12 protein-coding genes and 3 pseudogenes are annotated in these 17,402 nt (G+C 65.0%); 1 reads left to right on the top strand and 14 read right to left on the bottom strand.

Annotated features, from left to right (window positions below):
- Nucleotides 1-127: 127 nt before the first annotated feature.
- The 6 genes and pseudogenes from G4G28_RS03090 to G4G28_RS03070 form a co-directional block, all read right to left on the bottom strand.
- Complete coding sequence (locus G4G28_RS03090; RefSeq protein WP_183108021.1) at nt 128-991, bottom strand: DUF4142 domain-containing protein; 864 nt, start codon at nt 989-991, stop codon at nt 128-130.
- A 257-nt stretch (nt 992-1,248) separates the two neighbouring features.
- Nucleotides 1,249-1,974: pseudogene (acpA, locus tag G4G28_RS27350) on the bottom strand (acid phosphatase); the annotation flags it as partial.
- Nucleotides 1,975-2,206: 232 nt separating this feature from the next.
- Nucleotides 2,207-2,701: pseudogene (locus G4G28_RS27345) on the bottom strand (alkaline phosphatase family protein); the annotation flags it as partial.
- 320 nt (nt 2,702-3,021) lie between these two features.
- Nucleotides 3,022-3,378 carry a response regulator gene (locus G4G28_RS03080; protein ID WP_202033871.1) on the bottom strand — a complete coding sequence of 119 codons (357 nt, stop codon included), beginning with the start codon at nt 3,376-3,378 and terminating at the stop codon, nt 3,022-3,024.
- On the bottom strand, nt 3,342-4,481 hold the full coding sequence (locus tag G4G28_RS03075; protein ID WP_229508054.1) for a HAMP domain-containing sensor histidine kinase: 1,140 nt from the start codon (nt 4,479-4,481) through the stop codon (nt 3,342-3,344). The genes G4G28_RS03080 and G4G28_RS03075 overlap by 37 nt, the downstream gene beginning before the upstream one ends.
- Nucleotides 4,481-5,020, bottom strand: a complete 540-nt coding sequence (locus G4G28_RS03070; RefSeq protein WP_210283281.1) for an MHYT domain-containing protein — start codon at nt 5,018-5,020, stop codon at nt 4,481-4,483. Before G4G28_RS03070 ends, G4G28_RS03075 begins: the two co-directional genes overlap by 1 nt.
- Before the next feature lie 569 nt (nt 5,021-5,589).
- Between G4G28_RS03070 and G4G28_RS03065 the strand changes: the two genes are divergently transcribed.
- On the top strand, nt 5,590-7,542 hold the full coding sequence (locus G4G28_RS03065) for a PKD domain-containing protein (protein ID WP_183108018.1): 1,953 nt from the start codon (nt 5,590-5,592) through the stop codon (nt 7,540-7,542).
- Nucleotides 7,543-7,626: 84 nt separating this feature from the next.
- On the opposite strand, the gene G4G28_RS03060 is transcribed toward G4G28_RS03065, so the two are convergent.
- From G4G28_RS03060 to G4G28_RS03025, 8 genes and pseudogenes are all read right to left on the bottom strand, one after another.
- Nucleotides 7,627-8,400, bottom strand: a complete 774-nt coding sequence (locus tag G4G28_RS03060) for an enoyl-CoA hydratase (protein WP_182990802.1) — start codon at nt 8,398-8,400, stop codon at nt 7,627-7,629.
- A 166-nt stretch (nt 8,401-8,566) separates the two neighbouring features.
- Complete coding sequence (locus tag G4G28_RS03055) at nt 8,567-9,763, bottom strand: acetyl-CoA C-acyltransferase (RefSeq protein ID WP_182990801.1); 1,197 nt, start codon at nt 9,761-9,763, stop codon at nt 8,567-8,569.
- A 24-nt stretch (nt 9,764-9,787) separates the two neighbouring features.
- Nucleotides 9,788-12,184 carry a 3-hydroxyacyl-CoA dehydrogenase/enoyl-CoA hydratase family protein gene (locus G4G28_RS03050; RefSeq protein WP_182990800.1) on the bottom strand — a complete coding sequence of 799 codons (2,397 nt, stop codon included), beginning with the start codon at nt 12,182-12,184 and terminating at the stop codon, nt 9,788-9,790.
- Nucleotides 12,185-12,205: 21 nt separating this feature from the next.
- Nucleotides 12,206-13,996 (bottom strand): acyl-CoA dehydrogenase C-terminal domain-containing protein, encoded by a 1,791-nt coding sequence (locus G4G28_RS03045; RefSeq protein ID WP_182990799.1) that lies wholly within the window; start codon nt 13,994-13,996, stop codon nt 12,206-12,208.
- Between the two features lie 48 nt (nt 13,997-14,044).
- Nucleotides 14,045-14,656, bottom strand: coding sequence for a TetR/AcrR family transcriptional regulator (locus G4G28_RS03040; RefSeq protein ID WP_182990798.1), 612 nt, complete (start codon nt 14,654-14,656; stop codon nt 14,045-14,047).
- Nucleotides 14,657-14,944: 288 nt separating this feature from the next.
- Complete coding sequence (locus G4G28_RS03035) at nt 14,945-15,325, bottom strand: RNA-binding S4 domain-containing protein (protein ID WP_182990797.1); 381 nt, start codon at nt 15,323-15,325, stop codon at nt 14,945-14,947.
- A 42-nt stretch (nt 15,326-15,367) separates the two neighbouring features.
- Nucleotides 15,368-16,528: a phosphatidylserine/phosphatidylglycerophosphate/cardiolipin synthase family protein gene (locus tag G4G28_RS03030; protein WP_229507868.1), complete on the bottom strand. Its 1,161-nt coding sequence runs from the start codon at nt 16,526-16,528 to the stop codon at nt 15,368-15,370.
- Nucleotides 16,507-17,339, bottom strand: a pseudogene (locus tag G4G28_RS03025) (endonuclease/exonuclease/phosphatase family protein). Before G4G28_RS03025 ends, G4G28_RS03030 begins: the two are co-directional and overlap by 22 nt.
- Nucleotides 17,340-17,402: the final 63 nt, after the last annotated feature.

The raw sequence follows: 17,402 nt of genomic DNA, 5'->3' as shown, positions 1-17,402 counted from the left end.
ACCGAGTTGAACATGGGAAAAACCTGCGCGCCGCCAAACCGGAAAACGAAAAAGGCGTACGCAAGCTGCTGCCTGCGTACGCCTGTTCGGCCAGGCCCGAGGGCCCGGCGTGCACCTGACTACCTGCTTACTTGCCCGAGGTGGTGCCGGACTTCGCTGCCGGCATCTGCTGGGCAGCCTTCAGATGCTGCTCGACAGTCGGCATCATCTTGGTGGCCAGGCCCTTGACGTCGGCATCCTTGGCGGACTTCTCGTTTTTCTTCAGCAGGGCATGCGCTTCCTTGTGCGATGCCACGCCGCCGACCTTCATGTACTCGCGATCGAAGGCGTCACCGCTGAGCTTGGCCAGCTTGGCCGACATGGCCTTGTGCTTGGCGTCGAGCTCGGTCGGCAGGGTGATGCCCTTGGCCTGGGCGACGGTCTGCACTTCCTGCAGGCCCTTGGTGTGGTCGTCGATCATCTGCTGGGCATAGGTTTTCACCTCGGCGCTCTGGCTCTTGCTCTGGGCCAGCTTGCCCATTTCGATCTCGGCCATGTTCACCATCGCCATGTCCATGATGCCCTTGCTGTCGGCCTTGCTCATCGTCGCGCCGCCGGCGGCGGTGGCGCCAGCCGCACCCGACTGGCCCGAGGTCTGGGTCGACATGCCGGCCGCGCCTGCGCCGGTGCTGCCGCTCATGCCGGCGGTACCGGCGGTGCCGCTCTGGTGGCCGCTGGCGCCGTGGGTGCCGGCAGCGGTGGTGGAACCGGCCGTGCTCGAGCCGACCTGGCCGCTGCGGTCTTCCATGCCCTGGCTGTTGGTGTTGCCGACGGTGCCGTCGCGGGCGGCCTTGCCCGTCAGGTTAGGTTTGCCCTGGTCGCTCTGCTTCTGCAGGTCGGCTGCGCTCTGGGTGGAGCTGGTGGCCGTTTGTGCCTGGACGCCGAAGGCGCTCAACATGGCTGCTACTGCCGATACGGCGAGCAGTCCTTTCAATGCTTTGTTTTTTTGCATGATGCTCTCCTGGGGGTTGGGGATGGAGCCGGCATCACGTCCTCGCTGTGCCGCTCCACTTACATTGGCATCGGCATCTCCGCGCGACGCCCCGACGCTGCCTGCGTCACGGTGCGCGCATTCTCGAGCCGAAAATCAGTGTACCGCCGCGTTCCGGAACCCAGCGCGCGGTAGCCTTTTGGCAATAGAAAATCGCATAAGCATATGAAAAAGCCGGCGCATGGCCGGCTTCGTGGGTGCAGCGAGCGGTGCAGGCGCTAGCGGAAGCTGAGCGTCGCCGTCAGGTCGCCAGGCCCGCGCGCACCGCGCTTGGCGAATGCGGCATCGCGCGCGGCCAGGCCTTCCAGCAGCGGCAGGCCGTGCAGGCGCGTGATGAAGCGCAGGACCGAGGTCGTGTCGTAGAAGTTGTGGTCGACGGCGCCCTTCTTCGCATGCGGCGACACCACGATGGCCGGGATGCGCGAGCCCGGTCCCCAGCGGTCGCCCTGGGGCGGCGCGACGTGGTCCCACCAGCCGCCGTTCTCGTCAAAGGTCACCAGCACCACCATGTCCTTCCACTGCGGCGATTTTTTCAGGTGCTCGATGACGTTCGCCACGTGGGCGTCGCCCGACTCGATGTCCGAATAGCCGGCGTGCAGGTTCAGGTTGCCTTGCGGTTTGTAGAAGCTCACCGCCGGCAGCTTGCCAGCCACCGCATCGGCGATGAAGCGGTTCGAGATCGGGCTGTCGCCCAGCCCGCCGTCAAGCAGGTGTTCTTCGCGCGCGCGGGTGCCCGGTGCGAACTGCCTGAAGTAATTAAAGGGCTGGTGATGGTGCTGGAAATTCGGCCGCTGGCCGGCGCCGCGGCCGTCGAGCGCCGCTTGCCAGGCGCCGCCATACCAGGCCCAGCTCACGCCCGCGCGCGAGAGCAGGTCGCCGATGGTGTCGTAGCTTTGTGGCGGCAGCACCGAGGGGTCGTTCGGATCGGACCGCGTTGGCGTCGCCCCCGGGGGCCGGGCGCACCCAGCTCGGCTGGTAAGGCGGCGCCATCGTGTTGACCGCGTAGCCGTCCGGCGTGATGGTGCCGGCGTTGACGAACTTCGGCTTGCCCGCCAAGGCCGACTTGGGCGACTCGGGCGCCACGGCCAGCCGGTGGCCGAGCGGGCCGTCGGCCAGCACCGTGATCTTCTTCTTCGCCGGCGTCTCGGCGGCGTTGAAGAATTCCGGCGTGCGTCCGCTGATCAGGAACTGGTGGTTCAGGTAAGAGCCGCCAAAGGCGCCCATGAAGAAGTTGTCGCACAGCGTGTACTCGCGCGCGATCTGCCACAGGCCGAGGTTTTTCGCCGTCTCGCCGTAATAACCCATCACCAGCGCGCCGGAGTCGCCCCAGGCGACGAAGCCGTCGTTCCTGCCGCCGTTGATCTGCATCTGGTTGTGATAAAAATTGTGCACCAGGTCGCGTGTGACGAGGCCTTCCGGCAGCGGCTTGCCTTCGGTATCGACCAGCTTCCAGGGCCCGTTCGGCAGGTGGACGATCTTGTCCTCGCCGATCTGGTATTCCTTGCCGCCGATGTCCTGGCGTCCCGGCACCATGCCGCCCCAGATCTTCGGCAACTCGGCCAGGGTCGAGCCGTCGCGGTCCTTCTGCGGTGCAGTAGCAGGCATGGGCTCGGCCAGTCCCGGGAAGCCGGCAAACAGGTTGTTGAAGCTGCGGTTCTCCAGGAAGATCACGACCACGTTCTTGACATGCGCCTTGAGCTTGGCGTCGAGCGAGGCAGCCGGTTTCGCGGGGCGCCTGGTCGCGGCTTCGGCGGCACCCGGCAGGCCGGCGCCGATGCCGACGGCGGCCGCTGCCTGGAAGATGCGGCGGCGGCTTGGGCTGGCGGGCTGATCGGCCTCGTCGTGATGGTCGTGGTCTTGCACTGGCTACTCCTGTGATGTCAGCGGACAGAAGCGGGATTATCGCTTCTTTTCTTGCAGGTAGGGAAGAGGAAGGCGAGCACCGCCGGACAGGCGCGGCGCCCACGGGCAAAGCTGCCGAAAGATTGGACTCAGGCGCCCTGGCCGGCGGTGCGGCGGCGCGCGGCGTCGTCCAGCAAGGCCGCAGCGGCGTCCACCAGCAGGGCCGGCGTGACCGGCTTGACCAGGTAATCGGTGAAGCCGCACTCGACCGCGCGCTGGCGGTCTTCCTTGCGCGCGAAGGCGGACAGCGCCAGTGCCGGCATCGCCGCCAGCTTCGGGTCGGCCAGCGCGCGCACGCGGCGGATGAGCTCGAAACCGTCGAGTCCCGGCATGCCGATATCGCTGATCAGGAGCTGCGGACGTTCTTCCTCGAGCACGCGCAGGGCCTCGAGCGGATTGCGCGCGGCGATCACGCGGGCACCGGTGGCGGACAGGATCTCCTGCACCACCTCGAGCGAATCGGGTTCGTCGTCCAGCGCCAGGATGGTGAGGCCGGCCAGGTCGGCCTGCGCCCGGACGGGGTGACACCGTCGTCGCCCCGCGGCGTATCGGATGCCACATCCCGGGGCGGCAGCGCCGGCTGCAGCGGGATGCGGACGGTGAAGGTGGCGCCCTGCCCTTCGCCCGCGCTCTCGACACCGACCGTGCCGCCATGCAGCTCGACCAGCTGGCGCACGATCGACAGGCCCAGTCCCAGGCCGCCATGCTGGCGCGTGGTCGAGGTATCGGCCTGGCGGAAGCGGTCGAACACGTGCGCCAGGAAATCGGCCTTGATGCCGGCGCCGTTGTCGACGATGGCAATCGCCAGCTGCTCGCCTTCGCGCCGCATCGACACCCGCACTTCGCCACCGGTCTGGGTGAACTTGACGGCATTCGATACCAGGTTCCACATCACCTGCTGCAGGCGGCCGCCGTCGGCCAGCACCGGGCCGGCCGCGGCATCGAGTTCGGCTTCGAGGCGGATGCGCTTGGCCAGCGCCGTCGGCCGCAGCGACTCGACCACGGCGCCGACAATCTCGGCCGGCCAGGCCGGCTGCAGGTCGAGCCTGACCTTGCCCGAGAGGATGCGGCTCATGTCGAGCAGGTCGTCGATCAGCTGCACCTGGGCGCGCGCGTTGCGCTCGATCGTCTCGAGTCCCTTGCGCAGCATGACGTCGCTGACGGGCCCTTTCTGGGACAGCAGTTGCGACCAGCCGAGGATGGCGTTCAGGGGGGTGCGCAGCTCGTGCGACACGGTGGAGAGGAATTCATCCTTCAGCTGGTTCAGGCGCTCGGCCTCGACCCGTGCTTCCAGTTCGTGCAAATACAGGTGCTTGCGCTGCTCGGCGATCTGCATCGACGCGTACAGGCTGGCGGCGCGGGCTTCCAGGCGCGCATCGTAGACCGACACCAGCAAGGCGACGAGCAGCATGCCGACGATGACGACGGTGACGATCAGGGCCAGGTTGTGCTGGCTGATCCAGCCGGTCGCCGCCGAACAGACGCTGCCCGCCGGGAAGCCGGCAGCCGCCATGCCCGTGTAGTGCATGCCGGCGATGGCGAAACCCATCACGACCGCGGCCGCGGCTGGACCAGGCCGGCACCCACCGCGCCCTGGCGCAGGCGGAAGGCGATCCACAGGGCACCGAACGAGGAGGCGATGGCAATCGCCACCGACAGCGCGAACAGCCAGGGATCGTAGACGATGCCCGGTTCCATGCGCATCGCCGCCATGCCGGTGTAATGCATCGCATTGATGCCGATGCCCATCAGGATCGAGCTCGACGCGAGTTGGCTGCGCGCCAGTTCCGGCTCGCGCAGCTGCCACAGCGCCATGCCGCACACGACGATCGGCAACAGCAGCGACAGCAGCGTCAGCCACAGGTCGTAGCCGAGCGTGATGGGCAGGCTGAAGGCCAGCATGCCGATGAAGTGCATGGCCCAGATGCCGCTGCCCATCGCAATGGCGCCGCCCGCCGTCCAGGCCAGGCTGCCGTAACCACGCGACTGCTTGACGCGGCCGGCCACGCTGAGCGCAGTGAAAGAGGCGAACACCGCCACCAGCACCGACACCAGCACGAGCGACGGATCATAGCGTCCGATGAGCATCAAAAGGGCAATCTCCAGAAACGGGGCAGCGCCGGGCACGGTCGTGCCCGCGGTGTTCCACGCTGCCAGTATAGTGCCCCGCCGGCTTCCTCGAACTTAAATTGTTTCCGCAAAGCCACAAAAGATACTGTGCGCATGCCTTCGCTGGCAAAAATACGACGCTCGACAGTGCGAAGATTGCTGCAATTTCCAGCATGACCGGCAAGGCGATGACTGGTTGTCAAGCGCCGGCCCATTGCGGGCATCACGGAGGGCGACAGGGCACGGCGCTCGTCGCCCATTCTCATGCGGTAGTCAAACGCCGGTCACATTCGACAGGCACGATGTCGCTGTTCAAACGAACATGGCAGCCCTGCTGCCCTACCGGCGCCGGCGGTCGGGAAACATACCGGCACCAGATTTTCTGCTCTCCAGCGCATTGGCCACGCATTGCGCCAGCCTGCACATCCTTTGACCTGCATTAGCACCTATCTCGACAGCGCTGCCTAAGCTATAGGCAGTCGCCCATCTACCACCCATTCCCGCGTGGCATCTTGATCAGGCGCACGATTCTGAACCAGGAGGAACAAATGCAAATGAGAACTGCAAACGGTCCGGCGCGCGGTCCGCAGCGCTGGCGGCTCGCTTCCCTCGTCGCCACGGCCTGCGCCACGATGGGACTGGGCAGCGCCATCGCTGCCGCTCCCGCCTCGGCGCCGGCGACCTACCGTGTCGTCCCGCTAGCGCCCAACAGTTTCCCTGCTGGCATCAACAACAGGGGCCAGGTGGCGTTCACCGAGTTCGTCGGTGACAATCCGCGCGCGCGGTTCTATGACGGAGCAATCGTGCGCGACCTGGGTACCTTCGGAGGACCGGACTCCTTCGCCAGCGCACTCAACGAGCAGGGGCAGGTTGCCGGGACGGCATCGACGGCCACCGAAGGGCTGTATCACGCTTTCCGCTGGAGCAGGCACAGCGGCCTGGTCGACCTCAACAGGCCTGGAGCCGGGTATTCGAGCGCAAACGGCATCAACGAAAAGGGCCAGGTCGTCGGTGCGGCGCGTTTCTCCGGCGCGTCGCCGATTTTCCACGCTTTCCGCTGGAGCCCCCACACCGGGATGGTCGATCTCGGCTCGCTCGGCCCCACGGCGAGCTCGTCTGCCCTCGCGATCAACGATGCCGGGACTGCTACTGGCTTTTCCGACGAAGCCGCGGGGCCGCTCCTGACCCTGGCCGTCAAATGGCCGGCCGGCGGCGGCGTGATCCCCCTCAACAGCTTCCCCAGCATCGCCTCGATCGGGTACGACATCAATAGCGCCGGCCAGATCGTTGGCGGCGCCGCGTTCGACGCGCGGCTGAGCGACCAGGCCTTCTTCTGGACACGGGCAGGCGGCTTGCAGGGCCTGGGCACCGAGCCTTCCTACCTGTCCTGGGCGGATCAGATCAACGAAAAGGGACTCGTGATCGGGCAACTGTATTCTTCCCCGGTCGACAGGAACGGCTTTATCTGGAGCCGTGACAGCGGCTTGCTCTTGGTCGGGACGCCCGCCGTGGATTCGTCGGACGTGGCAGACGTCAACAACCGCGGCCAGGTGGTCGGCAGCCTGAACGGCCGCGGCTACCTGTGGACGCGCAGCGGCGGCTTCGTCGACCTCACCTCCCGCGTCGTGGGTGCGCCGCCCGAGCTGACGCTGTTTAGCGGCATGGCCATCAACGACAACGGGACCATCGTCGCCGCCACCAATGCCGGTACCCTGGTGCTGCTGGTACCGAACACCTGCCATGCACTGGCGCCGGTGGCAGGCCCCGTCAAATACACGGATTCGGCGCGCGCGAATGCCCTGCTCTCGTTCTCGGCCGGCTTCACGGACGTCGACCTGCGCGACACGCACAAGGCCGTCTGGTCCTGGGGCGACGGCAGCAAGACGGTCGGCACCGTCAGCGAACGGGGTGGCACCGGCAGCGTCAGCGGCCAGCACGCCTACCGCGCCGCCGGCATCTACACCGCGCGCCTGACCCTCACGGATAGCAGCGGCAAGAGCAGTAGCGTGGAACGCAAGGTCATCGTCAGCGGCACCGGCGCCGCCATCGCCGGCGAAGGTGCGTTCGCCGCGCCTGCCGCCACCACGCCCACGCCGGGCGTGCGCAAGCCGTCGATCGGCAACTTCGCCTTCCTGTCCGAGGGACCCGGCGCGCGCAAGGCCGCGGTCGAAGTGAACGTCGCCGGCATGGCGCTGCGCAGCAGCCAGGTCGAGTCGGTGACGAACGATGGCACGCGCGTCCAGTACGCAGGCCAGGGCAGCGTCAACGGCAAGGTAGGCTACCGCTTCACGCTCACGGCGACGGCCGGTGCAAAAACGGGCGGCAAGGACCGGATCCACGTGCGCATCGCGCATAGCGAGCCGGGGACACAGCGCGAGGTGGTCGACTACGACAATGGCGCAAGCGCGGGGGCGAAAGCCGGCACGGCGCAGGTGGCAACGGCCGGCGTCGAGGGCAGCGTGGTGCTGGGTGAGGGAAGGATCGCACTCGGCGCCGAGTAGAGGCCTCGGCAAGCGAGGAAAGGCAAGGAAGCGGAGTCGCACCGGAGCGCACTGCCCATCTGCGGGCAGTACGCTTCGTTCACATCAGTCGAACTTCGAAAAGTCCGGTTTGCGCTTCTGGAAGAAGGCGGTAAACGCTTCCTTCGCTTCCGGGCCGACCAGCATCGCGCTGAACTGCTTGTTTTCGACGCCGATGGTATCGGCGACGATGGCGGCGCGTGGGCGGCGCATCAGGGCCTTGGTGGCGCGGATCGAGGCGGCCGGCAGGGCGACGAGCTTGGCGGCTTGGGCGCGGGCGAAGGCGACCAGTTCGGCGGCCGGCAGCACGCGGGCGACGATACCCATTTCAAGCGCTTCCTGGGCGCCGAAGGCTTCGCCCAGCATCAGCTTTTCGGCCGCACGGGTGTAGCCGGCAGCTTGTGCCACCAGCAGCGAGGACGCGAATTCCGGGCACAGGCCGAGCTGGGTGAAAGGCATCGAGAATTTGGCGTTGTCGGCCGCATAGACCAGGTCGCAGTGCATCAGCATCGTGGTGCCGATGCCGACGGCCGCGCCGGCGACTGCCGCTACCACGGGCTTGGTGCAGCCTTCGAGGGCCTTCATGAACTGGAACACCGGGCGGTCTTCGGTCATGGCGCCTGCGCCCACATTATTCAGGAAGTCATCGAGGTCGTTACCGGCGGTGAAGATTTCCGGTTTGCCGGTGATCAGGACGGCGCGCACTTGCGGGTCCTGTTCCGCGTCCAGCAGGGCCTCGGCCATGGTGGTGTACATGGCGCCGGTGATGGCGTTCTTGCGCTCGAGGCGGTCGAATTCGATGCTCAGGATGCCGTCGGTTTTGGTGGTTTGGATGCTCATTTCTTGTGTCCCCAGTGGCGAATCATTGGTGGTTTTCGGAAGCACGAAAGACAGCGTGGGCACGGAGTGCCCACCCTACGGTTCGGTAGGGCGGGCATTCATGCCCACGCGGATTACAAGCCGCATCAACGCAACACGCTGACACGGCCACGGCCACGGCCGAAAATTAAACGCGCTCGATGATACCAGCCGCGCCCATGCCGGCGCCGACGCACATCGTCACCATGCCGTACTTCAGGCTGTTGCGGCGCAGTGCGTGCACGACGGTCGCGGCGCGGATCGCACCGGTGGCGCCCAGCGGGTGGCCGAGAGCGATCGCGCCGCCCATCGGGTTGACCTTGCTGGTGTCCAGGCCGAGGTCACGAATGACGGCCAGCGCCTGTGCTGCAAACGCTTCGTTCAGCTCGATCCAGTCCAGCTGGTCCTGGGTGATGCCGGCGGCGCGCAAGGCGGCAGGAATCGCCTCTTTCGGGCCGATGCCCATGATTTCCGGCGGCACGCCGCGCACGGCGAACGAGGAGAACTTGGCCAGCGGGGTCAGGTTGTGCTCGCGCAGGATCTTTTCGCTGACGACGATCAGGGCGCCGGCGCCGTCCGACATCTGCGACGAGGTCGCAGCGGTGACGGTACCCTTGGCGGCGAAGACCGGTTTCAGCTTGGCCATGCCTTCCGGGCTGGCGTCGGCGCGCGGGCCTTCGTCCATGTCGACGGTGCGGCGCTTGACCGATACTTCACCGGTGGCCAGGTTCGGCGTGCGGGTGATGATCTCGACCGGGGTGATCTCGTCCTTGAAGTAGCCTGCCTGCTGGGCAGCGATGGCGCGGCGGTGCGATTCCAGGCCAAAGGCATCCTGGTCTTCGCGCGACACTTTCCACTGCTGGGCGACCTTTTCCGCGGTCAGGCCCATGCCGTAGGCCAGGCCCACGTTCTCGTCCCTGAACGTGTCCATGTTGATCGACGGGTGGTGGCCCATCATCGGCACCATCGACATCGATTCGACGCCGCCGGCGATCATCACGTCGGCTTCGCCGACGCGGATGCGGTCCGCCGCCATGGCCAGGGCCGTGATGCCCGAAGCGCAGTAGCGGTTGACGGTCACACCGCCGACGGTATTCGGCAGGCCAGCCAGCACCACCGAGTTACGGGCGATGTTGAAGCCCTGCTCGGCTTCCGGGAACGAGCAGCCGACGATGGCGTCGACGATCAGTGCCGGATCCAGGTTCGGCACGGCGGCCATCGCACCACGGATCGCGGCAACCAGCAGGTCGTCCGGGCGGGTGGTCTTGAACATGCCGCGCGGCGCCTTACCGATCGGGGTGCGGGTCGCTGCGACGATGTATGCGTCTTGAAGTTGTTTGCTCATGTTAGTCGTCCTGTATGTTCAGCGTTAGTTCCGCACTGGCTTGCCGGTCTGCATCATGCCCATGATCCGCTCTTGCGTCTTCGGGTGGTTCAGCAGTTCGATGAAAGCCTTGCGTTCCATGTCCAGCAGCCACTGCTCGGACACGACGCTGCCCTGGTCGATGTCGCCGCCCGACACGATCTCGGCGATCATGTCGCCCAGCTTGTAATCGTGGGCCGAGATGAAGCCGCCGTCACGCATGTTGACCAGCTGGCCGCGGATCGTCGCCCAGCCGTAGCGGCCGGTGACGGTGACCGGGCGCTGCATCGGTGCGCGGTAGCCTGCGTCGAACATCGAGCGCGCGGTGACTTTCGCCACGTGCAGCAGTTCGTACGGGTTGAAGACGATGATGTCGTCTTCCTTCAGGTAGCCCATCGCCTTGGCTTCCAGTGCCGACTTCGACACCTGCGCGGTGGCCGCGTTGGTGAAACCGGTCTTCAGGAATTGCAGGATGTCGTTGCCCTTGGCTTCGGTGAAGGCGCGCACTGCCGCTTCCTTCAGGCCGCCGCCGGCCGGCACCAGGCCGACACCGACTTCGACGAGACCAATGTAGGACTCGATCGAAGCGACACGTTTTGAAGCGTGCAGGGCCATCTCGCAGCCACCGCCCAGCGCCAGGCCGGCAACAGCCGCAACGACCGGCACGTTCGAGTACTTCATCTGCATGAAGGTGTCCTGCAGCTTCTTGACGATCGGGTCCATCGCTTTCGCGCCGCCGGCCATGAAGGCAGGCATGGCCGATTGCAGGTCGGCGCCGGCCGAGAAGGCACCGCCTTCGGTCGCGTCGGTATTCCAGATCACCAGGCCCTTGAAGTTCGCCTCGGCTTCCGCCAGGCCGCGCTTCAGGCCTTCGATGACGCCGTCACCGATGACGTGCATCTTGGTTTTCAGCGAGATGATCAGCACATCGTCGCCGCTGTGCCACAGGCGCACCGAGTCGTCCTCGAACACGGTGGTGCCGGCGGTTTTTGCGTCCGTGACGCCGGCGCCCAGCACCGGTGCACGGAAGGCCTGGCGCTCGTAGACGGCCAGGTTCGAACGCGGCACGTAGCTGTTCGAGGCGGCGGAATAGGAACCTTCAGGGGTGTGCACGCCCTTCTCGGCGACTTGTCCTTCGAAGACCCAGGCTGGCAGCGGAGCATTGGTCAGCGCCTTGCCGGCTTCGATATCCTCTTTTACCCATTCGGCGATCTGCGTCCAGCCGGCGGCTTGCCAGGTCTCGAAGGGGCCCACGCTCCAGCCGAAGCCCCAGCGCATGGCGAAGTCGATGTCGCGTGCGTTGTCGGCGATGGTGTCCAGGTGGATCGCGATGTAGTGGAAGGCGTCGCGGAAGATCGCCCACAGGAACTGTGCCTGCGGGTTGGTCGATTCGCGCATGGCCTTGAACTTCTTGACCGGATCCTTTTCCTTCAGAATGCGGGCGACGATGTCGGCCGCTTTCGCGCCGCCGGCGACGTATTCGCCGGTAGCGAAGTCGAGGCGCTGGATCTCTTTACCGACCTTTTTGTAGAAGCCGCCGCCGGCCTTCTGGCCCAGCGCGCCCTTCTCGATCAGCTTGGCCAGCACGTCCGGCGTCTTGTAGACGGCGAAGAACGGGTCGTCCTGCAGGTTGTCCTGCATGGTCTTGATGACGTGGCCCATCGTGTCCAGGCCGACGACGTCGGCGGTACGGAAGGTACCCGACTTGGCACGGCCCAGCTTGGCGCCGGTCAGGTCGTCGACCACGTCCACCGACAAACCGAATTTCTCGGCTTCGTGGATGGTGGCCAGCATGCCGAAGATGCCGACGCGGTTGGCGATGAAGTTCGGCGTGTCTTTCGCACGCACGACGCCCTTGCCGAGCACCGAGGTCAGGAAGGTCTCGAGCTGGTCGAGGATTTCCGGATTGGTCGACGTGGTCGGGATCAGTTCGACCAGGTGCATGTAGCGCGGCGGGTTGAAGAAGTGCACGCCGCAGAAGCGCGCTTTCAGCTCGTCGCCGAAACCCTCGGCCAGCTTGTTGATCGACAGGCCCGAGGTGTTGGACGCGAAGATGGCGTTCGGCGCAATGTGCGGCGCGACCTTCTTGTACAGGTCGTGCTTCCAGTCCATGCGCTCGGCGATCGCTTCGATGATCAGGTCGCAGCCAAGCAGCACGTCGAGGTTGTCCTCGTAGTTGGCGACTTCGATCAGCGCTGCGTCTTCCTTGTTGCCCAGCGGGGCTGGCGACAGCTTCTTCAGGCCTTCGATGGCCTTCAGGACGATACCGTTCTTGTTACCTTCCTTGGCAGGCAGGTCGAACAGGACGACAGGCACCTTGGCGTTGATGCAGTGCGCAGCGATCTGCGCGCCCATCACGCCCGCGCCCAGGACGGCGACTTTCTTGACGGTGAAATTGGTCATGGTTTTTATCCCTAGAAGTTCTTAGAACAGGTCGGCGTCGAGCGCCAGCAGGTTGCTCGCGCCCGAACGTGCCTGGCGGATCAGCATGGCGGTTTCCGGGTACAGGCGGGCGAAGTAGAAGCGCGCCGTGTGCAGCTTGGCTTCGTAGAACTTGTCGCCCGAGTCTTTCTTGGCCAGCGCGATCTTCGCCATCTGGGCGAAGAAGTAGGAAAACACCAGGTGACCGACCACGCGCAGGTAAGGCACGGCGGCGGCGCCGACTTCATCCTGGTTCTGGAAGGCCTTCATGCCGATTTCCATGGTCAGCTTGGTGACTTTTTCGCCCAGTTCGCCAAGCGGCGTCACGAATTCGGACATGTTTTCGTCCAGGCCGTTCTCTTCGACGAAGTTCTTGATCTTCTCGCCGAAGGCGCGCAGTTTGGTGCCGTTGTCCATCAGGATCTTGCGGCCCAGCAGGTCGAGCGACTGCACGGTGTTGGTGCCTTCGTAGATCATGTTGATGCGCGCGTCACGCACGTACTGCTCCATGCCCCACTCGCTGATGTAGCCGTGGCCGCCGTAGACCTGCATCGCTTCCGAGGTAGCGATCCAGCCGTTGTCGGTAATGAAAGCCTTGACGATCGGGGTCAGCAGCGCGACTTCGCCGGCGGCGGCCTTGCGCACTTCTTCGTCCGGGTGGTTCAGTTCGCGGTCGATCTGCAGCGCGATGTACGAGGTCAGCGCGCGGGCGCCTTCGGCATAGGCCTTGGCGGTGAGCAGCATGCGGCGCACGTCCGGGTGCACGATGATCGGGTCGGCCGGCTTGTCCGGTGCTTTCGGGCCCGACAGCGAACGCATCTGGATGCGGTCTTTCGCGTAGACCAGGGCGTTCTGGTAAGCCACTTCGGTCAGGCCGAGCGACTGCATGCCCACGCCCAGGCGGGCGGCGTTCATGAACACGAACATCGCGTTCAGGCCTTTATGCGGCTGGCCGATCAGGGTGCCGACGGCGCCGTCCAGGTTCATCTGGCAGGTCGAGTTGCCGTGGATGCCCATCTTTTCTTCGATGGCGCCGCAGAAGATCGGGTTGCGTTCGCCGATCGAACCGTCCGCGTTCGGCAGGAATTTAGGGACCAGGAACAGCGAGATGCCCTTCGAGCCTTCCGGTGCGTCTGGCAGGCGTGCCAGCACCAGGTGGACGATGTTTTCCGACACATCGTGTTCGCCGGCCGAGATGAAGATCTTCGAACCGGTGATTTTATAGGTGCCGTCGGCTTGCGGCTCGGCCTTCGAGCGCAGCAGGCCCAGGTCGGTACCGCAGTGCGCTTCGGTCAGGCACATGGTGCCGGTCCACTCGCCCGAGACCAGCTTCGGCAGGTAGAACTTCTTCTGCTCTTCGGTGCCGTGTTCCTTCAGGCACTCGTAGGCGCCGTGCGACAGGCCCGGGTACATGGTCCAGGCCTGGTTGGCCGAGTTCAACATCTCGTAGAACGAATTGTTCAGCGAGACAGGCAGGCCCTGGCCGCCGTATTCCGGATCGCAAGCCAATGCCGCCCAGCCGCCTTCGACATACTGCTTATAGGCTTCCTTGAAGCCTTTTGGCGTGGTGACGGTCTTGGTGGCCGCGTCAAAATGGCAGCCTTCGCGATCGCCCGAGTGGTTCAGCGGGAACAGCACTTCCTGCGTGAACTTCGCACCTTCTTCCAGGACCTGGTTGATGATGTCGGCATCGATTTCCTGGTATGCCGGCAAGTTCTTGAATTCTTCGGTGACGTTGAGGAACTCGTGCAGAACGAACTGCATATCCCGGATTGGCGCGACGTACTGACCCATGGTTTTCTCCTGACGAAGGTAAGATGATTTGACTGACTGAAGCGGGCATCAGCCCGCTTGTTGGCCTTGAGTGGGATTACGGTAATTCTCGATCAGCCGCACGAAGCCGCGGTTGGCGCGCTCGACGGCGCCAGGGATCCGCAGGAAACGTGCGTCGTGGTGCAGGGCAAGGATCATCCCGTACATTTCGAACACCAGCTGCTGGGGATCGGTGCCGGGCTGCAAGGCGCCGCAATCGATGGTCTGCTGGACACAGCGCAGCAGCGCGCCTTGCCAGGCACGCACCATCGACACCAGCGCTTCGCGGATGGGGCCTGGCCGGTCATCGTACTCCACCGCGCCGCTGATATAGATACAGCCGGACGCGATTTCGACCGATACCCGCTTGACCCAGCGTGCGAACATCGATTCCAGGCGCGGCAAACCGCGTGGCTCTTTCACGCTGGGGAAAAACACTTCCTGCTCGAAACGGTGGTGGTAGAGCTTGAGCACTTCCATCTGCAGGTCTTCGCGCGAACCGAAGTGCGCGAACACGCCGGACTTGCTCATGTTCATGCGATCTGCCAGCAGGCCGATGGTCAGGCCTTCCAGGCCATTCCGACTGGCGAGTTCCAGCGCGACGTCGAGAATCGCCGCCCGCGTCTGCTCGCCCTTGCGCATGAATTTGGCTGAAGTGTTGATGACTGTCCCCTGCGTGAATCGAAAAATCCGAACGCTCGTACTATTATCTATCGGCCGTGGAATGTCAAACGGGAACTTAGAGGTGGGGTTCTAGTAGCCTGGGCACCCTGTGCCCAGGCTACGTGTAGGGTGGGCACTCCGTGCCCACGCGGAAATCTGAGCAGTGTTGGCCTCGCTTAACGCAGGTGATGTGCAAGCAAAATGCAGGGAGCTGTCAATGACACCACGTTCCGCGTGGGCACAGCGTGCCCACCCTACGATGCCATCCTACCCACCCGCCCGCGAAATCGCCCGCCGGTCGCGCTTGGTCGGCCGCCCCTTGATGTCCAGGCTCGGTTCCGGGAACAGCCGGCGCGCCGTCTTGTCGTTCTCGCGCTTGGCGATGCTCTCTTCGGTTTCAAAGTAGAGCTCGCGGGCCACCGGTGCCGGGCCGCGCTTGTCCGAAACGGCGGCAACGATCACTTCCCAGCGATCGGAACCGTTATCGATCACCAGCTTGTCGTTGACCTTGACGTTGCGGGCTGGCTTCACCGGTTCGCCACCGATGCGCACCCTGCCCCGCTCGACGGCGTCGGCCGCCATCGAACGCGTCTTGAAAAAGCGCGCCGCCCACAGCCACTTGTCGATGCGTACGTTATTGTCTTCCATGCCTTACCCTTGTATCAACGCGCAGCAGGTTTATCGAACCCATCACGCGTAGCCGATGGCGAATATGCGCATCGTCAGTTTATAGAGAAGGTACGCCATTTCATATGCAGCACGGCGCACCCATCCCATGCCCTCGAACTGCTGGGGAAGCACGGGCACGCCGTCGGCGATACCTTTCTGTATATGGGTACGTACGGCGCGGGCAAAAGAGGCGTTGCGCACGACGATATTGGCTTCCTGGTTCAGGAACAGCGACAGGCCGTCGCAGTTGCTCGATCCGACCGTCGCCCAGTCATCGTCGACCACGGCGATTTTCGCGTGCAGCTGGGTCTTGCGGTATTCCACGACCTCGATGCCGGCCGCCAGCAGTTTCGGATAGAAGGACCGTGCCACGGCGTCCTGCAGGTGGAATTCGCCGACGCCGATGAGCAGGGTCACCTCGACACCGCGGCTGGCCGCCTGGGCCAGGGCGTCGCGGAATTTGCGGCCTGGCGCAAAATAGGGATTGGCCAGCAGCACGCTTTTACGGGCCTGGCCGATGGCCTGCAGGTAGGCGCGCTGGATGGTGCGGCGGTTGCGCAGGTTGTCGCGCACGACGAAACCGGCGCGCATCGGCCCGCGCCCTCGGTCGGCGGCTGGCGCCGCGTCTCCCGGAACAGCTCCATGCGGTGACGCAGGTCGAGGTGGCCGGCGCGCATCCACTGGGCCTGGGCCTCGAAATGGATCTGCGCCACCGGGGGGCCCGGTCACGCGTACCGCGAAATCCCAGCGCGGCGCGGGCAGCGCCTTGTCGGGATCGTAATCGCAGAGCATGTCGTCGTTGATATTGATGCCGCCGACAAAGGCGACCGTGCCGTCGACAACGGTGATCTTGCGGTGGGTGCGCGCGATGCCGCGCCTGAACCAGCGGTTGAAAATGCGGTAATGGACGCCGGCGGCGGCGAACACCTCGCCCAGGCGCCGGCAGGCGCGGCCGCCGGTGCCGAACCAGTCGACCAGCACGCGCACCTTGACGCCGCGCGCGGCGGCCCGCACCAGCGCGGCCTCGATGCCGCGCGCGACCGTGTCCTCGGCGAAAATATAGGTTTCGAACAGGATTTCGTGACGGACCGCGTCGATCGCCTCGATCATTGCCGGGAACAGCTGGCGGCCGGTTTCGAGGAGGATGACGTCGTTGTTCGCTACGTAGGTAACGCTACGCATGCTTCAGTTAGCTGCAGTTCGGCCACGATCGGCGCATGGTCGGACAGCCTGGCCCACATCGGCCCGGCCATGACCGGGCATTGTCGACCTTGAAGCCGCGCACATAGATGCGGTCGAGCCGGAACCAGGGCAGCGCGGCCGGGAAGGTGCGCGCCGGCGCCAGGCGCGGCTGGCGGCCTGCCCAGCTGCGCACCATGTCACCCAGGGCCGATTTCGGCCCGAGTTCGTCGAATACCTCGACAACGCCCAGCGCATTGCGCAGGCGCGCGCTGAGGGTATTGCGCCAGTCGTTGAAGTCGCCCGCGATGATCACCGGCTCGCCGTGCGAGGATCGCTGGACGGCCTCGATCAGCTGTTCGGCCTGGCGCCCGCGTCCGCCTTCGAACAGGCCCAGGTGGACGACATAGCAGTGCACCTTGCCCGCCGGGGTTTCCAGTACGCAGTGCAGGATGCCGCGCTGTTCGTAGGCGTGGTCGGAGACGTCGTGGTTATGGCTGTTTTCGATCGGAAAACTGCTCAGCAGCGCATTGCCGTGGTGGCCGTGGTCGTAGACGGCGTTCATGCCATAGGCCGCGTGGTGGGAGTCGCCGGCGAAATATTCGTATTGGGCGGCTTCGGGCCACACCCGGTGCGGGCGCTTGTGGTTGCCGTAGCGCTCCTGGTGGCGGTCATGCCGCCCCTGCACTTCCTGCAGAAAGACGATATCGGCGTGGAATTCGGAAATCGCTTTTTTCAGCGCCAGCACCCGCGGGGTACTGCGCAGCGACGAGACGCCCTTGTGAATATTGTAGGTTGCGACACGAATCTTCATGGGAACATTCTAACCCCATCAGTCCGTGTTCATTTTAATAAGGTCCGCAATCGTGCGGCACGG

The sequence above is a fragment of the Massilia sp. Dwa41.01b genome (genome assembly GCF_014171775.1).
In the GTDB taxonomy this organism is placed as follows: domain Bacteria; phylum Pseudomonadota; class Gammaproteobacteria; order Burkholderiales; family Burkholderiaceae_D; genus Telluria.
Note: the sequence above shows the minus strand (reverse complement) of the source record. Positions and strands in the feature narration are given on the sequence as shown.

Coding starts and splice junctions, on each gene's coding strand:
- G4G28_RS03045 (WP_182990799.1), bottom strand. CDS start 13,996: ATGGGTCAGTACGTCGCGCCAATCCGGGATATGCAGTTCGTTCTGCAC.
- G4G28_RS03035 (WP_182990797.1), bottom strand. CDS start 15,325: ATGGAAGACAATAACGTACGCATCGACAAGTGGCTGTGGGCGGCGCGC.
- G4G28_RS03050 (WP_182990800.1), bottom strand. CDS start 12,184: ATGACCAATTTCACCGTCAAGAAAGTCGCCGTCCTGGGCGCGGGCGTG.
- G4G28_RS03060 (WP_182990802.1), bottom strand. CDS start 8,400: ATGAGCATCCAAACCACCAAAACCGACGGCATCCTGAGCATCGAATTC.
- G4G28_RS03040 (WP_182990798.1), bottom strand. CDS start 14,656: ATGCGCAAGGGCGAGCAGACGCGGGCGGCGATTCTCGACGTCGCGCTG.
- G4G28_RS03075 (WP_229508054.1), bottom strand. CDS start 4,481: ATGGGTTTCGCCATCGCCGGCATGCACTACACGGGCATGGCGGCTGCC.
- G4G28_RS03065 (WP_183108018.1), top strand. CDS start 5,590: ATGCAAATGAGAACTGCAAACGGTCCGGCGCGCGGTCCGCAGCGCTGG.
- G4G28_RS03030 (WP_229507868.1), bottom strand. CDS start 16,528: ATGCGTAGCGTTACCTACGTAGCGAACAACGACGTCATCCTCCTCGAA.
- G4G28_RS03090 (WP_183108021.1), bottom strand. CDS start 991: ATGCAAAAAAACAAAGCATTGAAAGGACTGCTCGCCGTATCGGCAGTA.
- G4G28_RS03070 (WP_210283281.1), bottom strand. CDS start 5,020: ATGCTCATCGGACGCTATGATCCGTCGCTCGTGCTGGTGTCGGTGCTG.
- G4G28_RS03055 (WP_182990801.1), bottom strand. CDS start 9,763: ATGAGCAAACAACTTCAAGACGCATACATCGTCGCAGCGACCCGCACC.